Annotated in this window: 8 protein-coding genes; all 8 read left to right on the top strand. The window is 32.2% G+C overall.

Annotated elements, in window-relative coordinates; genetic code table 11:
* Nucleotides 1-188: 188 nt before the first annotated feature.
* Nucleotides 189-410 (top strand): Flp family type IVb pilin, encoded by a 222-nt coding sequence (locus A9G30_RS01595; RefSeq protein WP_065587834.1) that lies wholly within the window; start codon nt 189-191, stop codon nt 408-410.
* 205 nt (nt 411-615) lie between these two features.
* Nucleotides 616-1,923: a CpaF family protein gene (locus A9G30_RS01590; RefSeq protein ID WP_065587833.1), complete on the top strand. Its 1,308-nt coding sequence runs from the start codon at nt 616-618 to the stop codon at nt 1,921-1,923.
* Entirely contained in the window at nt 1,920-2,849 is a 930-nt protein-coding gene (locus tag A9G30_RS01585; protein WP_065587832.1) for a type II secretion system F family protein, read from the top strand. The genes A9G30_RS01590 and A9G30_RS01585 overlap by 4 nt, the downstream gene beginning before the upstream one ends.
* A gap of 3 nt (nt 2,850-2,852) precedes the next feature.
* A complete protein-coding gene (locus tag A9G30_RS01580) occupies nt 2,853-3,725 on the top strand; it encodes a type II secretion system F family protein (protein WP_065587831.1) in 873 nt (290 codons plus the stop codon).
* Nucleotides 3,726-3,738: 13 nt separating this feature from the next.
* The gene (locus A9G30_RS01575; RefSeq protein WP_065587830.1) at nt 3,739-5,151 is read left to right on the top strand and encodes a tetratricopeptide repeat protein; all 1,413 of its coding nucleotides are present in this window, start codon (nt 3,739-3,741) and stop codon (nt 5,149-5,151) included.
* Nucleotides 5,152-5,197: 46 nt separating this feature from the next.
* On the top strand, nt 5,198-6,070 hold the full coding sequence (locus A9G30_RS01570) for a hypothetical protein (RefSeq protein ID WP_065587829.1): 873 nt from the start codon (nt 5,198-5,200) through the stop codon (nt 6,068-6,070).
* A 62-nt stretch (nt 6,071-6,132) separates the two neighbouring features.
* On the top strand, nt 6,133-7,503 hold the full coding sequence (locus tag A9G30_RS01565; RefSeq protein ID WP_176700821.1) for a type II and III secretion system protein family protein: 1,371 nt from the start codon (nt 6,133-6,135) through the stop codon (nt 7,501-7,503).
* Between the two features lie 18 nt (nt 7,504-7,521).
* The coding region (locus A9G30_RS01560) for a hypothetical protein (RefSeq protein WP_141671943.1) at nt 7,522-7,911 on the top strand (390 nt) is incomplete at its 3' end.

Raw genomic sequence — 7,911 nt, 5'->3', positions numbered from 1 at the left:
TGAAAAAATACGCTAAAAAATCAAACAATTGATTTTTATTTCTATGGTTAATAATAAATTATCATCAATTATTTTTTATTTACCATCTTGGAAAAAAAGATAATTGGGTATATTATACACCCACTTTCTGGTTAGAAAGCGATATTTTAAAATAAAAGAAATGTAAGAAATATTTAAAGGAGAAAACTATGATGTATTTATCAGCACTTCGTGCTCAAACTAGAAATTTTGTAGGCAAATTTGTTAAAAACGAAAAAGGTGTTACAGCGATTGAATATGCTATCGTTGCAGCTGGTGTTGCGGCAGTAGTATTAGTTATCTTTAATAAAGACAGCGGTCCTGTAAAAGACATGTTGAGTAATGTATTTAGTTCTCTGAAGGAAAAACTAACAACTACTATTACTTCCTAGGTTAATTACGAACTAAAGTGTATTAATTTATTTTAGTGGATGATGATTATTAATAATTCATATTCTACTGTATGGTTATATACAACTTAGTCATACTGTTCGGGGATAATCCGTTAGGATTATCTTCGCAATAATAAGATAAAAGTAGTCAAAGTAGTTGGCTACTTTACTACTATTACAATAACAATAATAATGAAAGTATAGCATGGTTAATGAAGCGTTTAAGTTTTCTAATGAGTGGGGTGAAGTTCGTGATTTAGTATTTCAGGTTCTTGACCTTGAATTGATTGAGCAGTTGAAGAGTGATCCGAATCAGGTTCTCCGTGAAGTTCAGTCTGTAATCAGAAATATTGTTAATTCTGGTGGTGTCAGTATTACGGCAGATGAATCAAGTGTGCTGGCAAATATGATTTGCGACGAAATTGTTGGCTATGGTCCTATCGATTCGTTGATGAAAGATGAAGCAGTTAATGATATTTTAGTAAATGGTCCTTATAGTATTTATGTTGAGCGCGGAGGAATTCTTAGTAAATCTGATAAGTTTTTTATCAACGAACGCCAGCTTCTTGATATTGCAAGGCGTTTAGTTAATAAAGTTGGCAAAAATATCGATGAATCACACCCTTTAGTTGACTCACGTATGCCTGATGGTAGTCGTCTTAATGTTGTTATTCCTCCCGTTGCCATTGATGGCACATCCATGTCAATTCGTAAATTTGGTACTGGCCGTCGAACATTCCATGATTTAATAAAGTTTGGTTCTTTAAATGAGCATATGGCAAACTTTTTAGTTATTGCAGCGCGTTGCCGAATGAATATTATTGTTTCGGGTGGTACTGGTTCAGGTAAAACAACAATGCTTAATGCATTATCTGGATTTATTGGCGAGCATGAACGTACTATTACACTGGAAGATGCTGCGGAGTTAAGGTTACAACAAGACCATGTTCTTAGACTGGAAACCAAAACCGGTAGCGATGATGGTCGAGGAAGAGTAACTATGAGAGATCTATTGGTTAATGCATTGCGTATGCGTCCAGATCGAATTATCGTAGGGGAATGTCGCGGGGAAGAGGCATTTGAAATGCTTCAAGCTATGAATACTGGTCACAATGGTTCAATGTCAACACTGCATGCTAATACCGCTAAAGATGCGTTATCTCGGCTAGAAAGTATGATTATTATGGCTCAATCTGAATTACCCATGATTGCCATTAAAAGTTATATCAGTTCTTCAGTCAATTTTATTATTCAAGTTTCACGTCTTCCAGATGGGCAGCGTAAAGTAATGAGCATCACTGAAGTTCTTGGTGTAGAGTCTGGTAATATTGTCACACACGATGTTTTTAAATTCCAGATCAGCGATGAAAGAAATGATCAAGGTAAGATTCAAGGTGAATTTATCTGTAATGGATTGGTGAAACGCTCTGCGCTTTATGAAGGCGCCCAATATTACGAAATGTCAGAAATTTTAGAAAAGCTTATGTTTACTGCGATGGGGATTACAACATGATAATCGTTCTTTCAATTGTACTCGTTCTTGTTGGTGTTACGAATATTTTTTCGTTGCGCAATCGTCGAGAAAGATTACAAGCTTTCTATAGAGTCGAGGTCAAAAAAAATTCGTCTTTAGTTAGTTTAGTTGAAGAACGATTAACTAAACGAAAAAGATCTTTTTTTGCTCAAATAGCTTTGGATCTAAAAATAATAATTAAATCTTATTATGCAATACTAATGATAGAGCAATCGAAAGCTAGATTGATTGTATATATTTTAGTTGGTATTATTGCGGGCATATTTTTGAATCAACGATATATCGGCTATGGCAATTACATAGTAATTCCTGCTAGCTTTATTGCTACAATTGTTGCCATTATTTTCTTTAAGAAAAAACAGATTTCAAAAAAGTTTTACGAAACATTTCCAGAAGCGTTAAACGCTTTTTCTGGTGTTGTGTCGTCTGGCTATGCCGTGACAACAGGGTTTAAAGTATGTGGAAACTCTATTGATGGAATTGTTGGTAAAATAATGAAGGAAATTGATAGCCGACTAGAACTTGGCGAAAGTGCTGAAAGTGTCTTATTTAATTCCTACCAGCGACTTCCGTTTCCAGAATATTATTTTTTTATTTTAACTATAATGGTTAATCTTGATAGTGGCGGTGAATTAAAAGAAATTTTTAATCGATTAGCAAAAATGTTAACAAATAATCGCATCCTTACTAAAACTCGAGATGGTAAAACTGCTGAATTAAGGATGTCAATCAAAATTTTAGGTTGCATGCCTTTTGGCTTTATTTTTGCACTTAAAGGAATTTCAGAAACACACTACAACTATTTAGTTGATACAGCCATTGGTCACTATCTTTTATATTATGTTGTAGCTAGTGTAGTTATAGGTTTTTTGATAATTAATGGTATGATTAATAAGATTATTTAAATTATGGATAGTTTATTGCATATATTAATTCCAATTTTTTTAATTTACTTTGGTTGTAGCGAGCTATTTAGTTCCTATTGGTTATATCAACGAAAAGAAAAAATTAGCTTGCTTTTGAACAGCGAAAATAAAGAAAAGAAAACGCCAAAAAAACATGTAAACCAAAAAGATACTGCTTTTGAAAAAATTGCTGCTAAAAATAGTTTAAGCCTCAGTTTTTTACGTCAGTTTCAAGAGAAAAACAATTGGAAAGTGTACTCAGTCATTATTATTTTTTCGCTATTCTATTTGTTTAACCAACTTTTTTCGTTTATTGAACTTAGTTCAAGTGTGTTGCTAATTGCTTTGTTGGTAATTATTATTGTAGTTATTATTCTACCAGATAGGCTAGTAAAAAGGCAGACAGAAAAGAGAATCAGAAAAGTTTCCCGCGATTTACCATTGATTATCGATATGATGGCAATTATGGTTAGATCAGGCATGACTGTTGAAAATGGTTTTCGGTATTTAAGCATCAGAGTAAAGCCAATCAATAGTGATGTGGCCGCTATTTTAGAAAGAGCTTGTTTAATGATGGATGTGAATGGTATAGAACTTTCTATTGATTTGATTCAGCGAGAAGTACCTTGTAAAGAGATTAGAATGTTTTGTGTGACTTTAAGAAGAAGTATCAGTTATGGTAACTCAATTTATGAGGCTTTATTAGAGTTATCAGCAGAAATTAGAGAGATGCAAAAATTAACGATAGAAGAAAGAATTGCGGCTATTGCAGCTAAGATGACAGTACCTATGATGGTTTTTTTCCTTGCACCTGTTCTTGTTATCATTGCAGGACCTGTTGTTATGAATATTGTGTCAACATTAAGTAATAGATAAGGATTTAGAGATAATGAATTGCTTTTCAATATGCTGTAAGCCGATAGAGTTAATAAAAACGAAATATATTGTGGTGTGCTCTGTATTATTTTTTGTCACTGGGTGTCAAAATAGCACTTTAAAATATGATTTAAATGAACAACAGAAAATCTACATTCATGAAACAACAAAAAATTATGGCGGTTTAATTGAGCTTTATAAACAACGTTTACAACGTTTTGATACCGTAGATACAAGGTATAAGCTTGCTCGGATCTACTACCTTTCTAATGATTTCGATGCAGCAAAAAGGGTTTTAACACCGGTTTTAAATAAAACTAATAACGAAAGCGTTTTTGTTTTATACGGTCATGTTGAGTCTAGGCTTGGTAATAATGATACGGCGTTAACATATTTAGATAAAGCGATTGCAATCAATGGTAAAAATGGAGAAGCTTATAATATAAAAGGTGTTATTTTATTGAAAAAACGGCAATATGATGCTGCGCTTTATTCGTTTAATTTAGCTAGAGAAAATTTTTATGATGAAAATAAAGTCACAAATAATTTGGCCATGTTATCAATTTTGAATAAAGAATATAATGAAGCCTATAAGCATCTAAATATTCTATATACAAAAGGATACCGTGATCAAACCATTCTTCATAATTTACTTTATACGTTGGTAAAATTGAATAAAATGCAACTAGCTAAGTCATTTTGCATAGCGCATAAATTATCTAATGATCCAGAAATATTAATTCAAGAATTAAAACAAATTGAACCCAATAAAGCTATCAAATTTAATGAAATTACATCTGGACAAGCTGAGAATCAAAAGAAATATACAACTGAAAGAATAGCATCAAAACAGATATCTGAAAAAGAGATAATTGTAAAATCAGAAAAAGGGATTAAATCGGAGAATGTAGAAAGTTCGACCTTGCGTGCTAAATTATCTAATATGACTAAATTAGAAACGGCTACAGACAAGCCGGTAGATTCTAGTGCGATTTATTCAAAACCAGAAAAGGCCAACGATTCTAGCGTTTCTAAACAAAATGATCAAGCAAAGCAACCAGCAACTAAATCAACTATTTTAGCAGTTCGTTCTGGTGAGCATGACAAATTTAGCCGAATTACTATCGAAACTGTAAGTCAATTAAATAAGAATGAATACTTAATTGAAAAAATTTCTCCAACAGAGTTCAAATTATCATTTTATAAGGTCACATTGCCAGCAGCGGGTATAAATTATATTATTAACCGAATTTCGCATAGTGAACGAGATTTTTCTAACGTCACAGGAACGTTGACGGCTGAAAAGACGTTAGTTTTAAATATAAAAACTAAACAAAATTCAAGAGTGAAAGATTTTTATGCAGGTCTGAATTCAAAAGGGAAGGCTCATTGTTTTGCATTTGATTTTTATTTAGAAAATAAATGAATGCAACTGAGACAACGATAAATATTGGGTACTATATGGAGTTTGCATGAAAGATAAGAAGTTAATTATTTTATATGTATTAATGTTAGTTGTTGGACTAGCATTATTATTTACAAAGTCTTCTCCTCCTGCTGTTGTTGAAAGTCCAGTTGAGCAGCAGGCTGTAGCAGAAGAACCTAAAATAGAGCTACCAAAGACAGAGATGATATCGGTTGCTTTTGCAAAACATACTATCAATAAGAAAACGATATTAACTAAAGATGATTATTATTTTAAGTCGATAGAAGTTGACAAAGACAGCAGTGAAAAGTCGAAATATATAACTGATTCGGCGGAAATTGATGCTTATGTCGCTAAGAACCATATTGCGAAAGATTCTTTTATTGAACGTAGTTTTATTGCTTCACCTAATTCGCCTGATTACCTACTTTTAGCATTAAAGGAAGGGAATTATATGTTTCCATTTAAATTAGAAAAGATGGATTTTTATTTAACGAAGAATTTGAAAAGTGGTGACCTTGTTGATCTTTATCTATTTTATTCTGATGAAACAGTGCGCACTCGTAATAACAATGAAGAGGGAAAGTTGGTTTCGCCAAGTAATGATTTTGCTAAAAATCGTATAAAACCAATTATTGTTGGCAAGAAAATCCTCTATATTGATTTAGGCGATGAATTTGATCCAAATTTCCAAAAAAATGATACAGGGCAAATTCAACTAGAGCTTTCTAATCAAGAAATAAAATTGCTAAGAACATTAATGACGAACTCTAAAATTATGATATACCCGAGTATTTACAAAAAAAATGTTGAAGATGGACTACGTTCGTTAAGTGATAAAGAAAAGAAATGGCCACTATCTGATAAAGATATCTTTTTAGAGAAACAGAAACGGATTAATTTGCTCAAAGGTAACTAAGAATGCTAATAAAAATTAGATCAATTATACATAAAATTAAGCTTCTCTTTTGCTTATTATTTATGGGAATTTCTCCATTAGCTTTTGCTAATATTCATAATTTACAAGTTGGGCAAAGTAAAACAATTGTTTTACCTGATAATGTAGGTACAGTGTTCATTAGTCAAGATACTGTAGCAAATTATGAGGTCATTGAGGGCAAATCATTAATTATATATGGAAAATCAAATGGTAGAACCAGTTTGATAGTTTATGATGATGCAAACAATATTATCATTAATGATACTATTAATGTTGATCCACTTTTGTCTCAAATCACGTATAGGTTAGCTCAAAACTTCCCAAATAGTAGCGTGACAATAGATCGTTATGATAATGGAGATCCTAGTGGACGATTTGTCTATGTACTAAACGGAACCACGCCTGATAGTACAACAAAAAATAAAATTATTACAGTTGTGGGTTCACTTGTTGGGCAAAATTCCGAGCGAATTCGAACAGAGGCGTCAGGAGATGTATCAGTTAAGCCGGATCTATCGTTTCAGGATCATTATATTTATAGCAATATTATTGATAATATTAGAGTAATTGAAGAATATCAGGTTAATGTGAAACTAACCTTTGTTGAGGTTAGTAAAGAATTTACTGATTCATTAGGTATTGAATGGCAAAGTTTAACTTTGGACAGCATGATGGCTGGTGGTTCGGCTATGAATGGTGTAGGAGAGTTCACATTATTAGGGCTGAAAAAAGGATTTGATATCCACAATATTACTACAGTGATTAGGGCAATTAAAAATGATCATTTAGCTAAAGTTTTAGCGCAACCCAATTTGTCGGTTCTATCAGGTGAAAGTGCCTCATTTTTAGTCGGTGGTGAAATACCCATTGTAACTAAGAATAAAGATGGTGATGCAAATATTACCTATAAAGAGTATGGTATTAAATTAAATATTAGCACTAAAGTTAATAATGATAAGCGTATTAGGCTATTTATTGATAATGAAGTCAGCTCAGTTTCTGGTTCATATGCGTTTAATAACTATAATATCCCAACGTTATCAACTCGAAGAGCAAGCTCAACTATCGACTTATCTAATGGAGATAGTTTTGTTATTGCTGGATTAATTAACGAACAAGATGAAGAACAATTGTCTCGGCTTCCTTTTATTAGTGAGATTCCTATTTTAGGTGCAATAGCTCGTAGTGCAACAACAACTCGTGGTAAAACGGAAATGGTTGTATTTGCGACAGTTAACTTAGTGACATCGAATAATAGTTTTGATGGAGTAGAGTTACCAATTTTGGATCGTACTGATGTGATTAATGGCTTCTTCAATATTAAAAATAACATTGATAAACAAAGACGTAAAACTGTACCTGTGTCTAACGAAAGTCAAAAATTTATTAACGATATGGGCTTTATTGAATAAAAGGTTATTGGAATTCTTATGCAATTATTTGGTAATAAAAAAGATACAAATGGATCAAACGATTCTTCACAAGAATTTGTTGTTGGACGTATATCTGGTTTTCAAGTCGCAATTTTAAGTAAAAGAAGTGAATTGATTGAAAAGATTCGTTCTGTGTTATTTCTTTATAATGTATTGAGCATGGAGGTTATCCCATTAGAATTATCCGAGTTGAAAGAAGATCCTCGTTGGAATAAGTATGAAGTAGTTATTTTAGATATTAAAGATGAAGACGATGCAGAACTATTATCAGAAAATATCAACCGCTGTATACCTATTCAAGCATCAACAATACTTATAGGCAGTTATGATTCAATCCAGTTTTCTGAATTTTTGTTAAAAAAAGGGATACATTTTTTATTAGAAAGC

Origin of the sequence: Gilliamella sp. Fer4-1 (genome assembly GCF_001690515.1) — a bacterium.
Classification (GTDB): domain Bacteria; phylum Pseudomonadota; class Gammaproteobacteria; order Enterobacterales; family Orbaceae; genus Gilliamella; species Gilliamella apicola_C.
The sequence above is the reverse complement of the archived record's forward strand: the minus strand, read 5'-3'. Positions and strand labels throughout refer to the sequence as shown.

Bases quoted from the DNA above. Each gene is read 5' to 3' on its own strand.
- A9G30_RS01580 (WP_065587831.1), top strand. From the start codon at position 2,853: ATGGATAGTTTATTGCATATATTAATTCCAATTTTTTTAATTTACTTT.
- A9G30_RS01590 (WP_065587833.1), top strand. From the start codon at position 616: ATGGTTAATGAAGCGTTTAAGTTTTCTAATGAGTGGGGTGAAGTTCGT.
- A9G30_RS01565 (WP_176700821.1), top strand. From the start codon at position 6,133: ATGGGAATTTCTCCATTAGCTTTTGCTAATATTCATAATTTACAAGTT.
- A9G30_RS01575 (WP_065587830.1), top strand. From the start codon at position 3,739: ATGAATTGCTTTTCAATATGCTGTAAGCCGATAGAGTTAATAAAAACG.
- A9G30_RS01595 (WP_065587834.1), top strand. From the start codon at position 189: ATGATGTATTTATCAGCACTTCGTGCTCAAACTAGAAATTTTGTAGGC.
- A9G30_RS01585 (WP_065587832.1), top strand. From the start codon at position 1,920: ATGATAATCGTTCTTTCAATTGTACTCGTTCTTGTTGGTGTTACGAAT.
- A9G30_RS01570 (WP_065587829.1), top strand. From the start codon at position 5,198: ATGAAAGATAAGAAGTTAATTATTTTATATGTATTAATGTTAGTTGTT.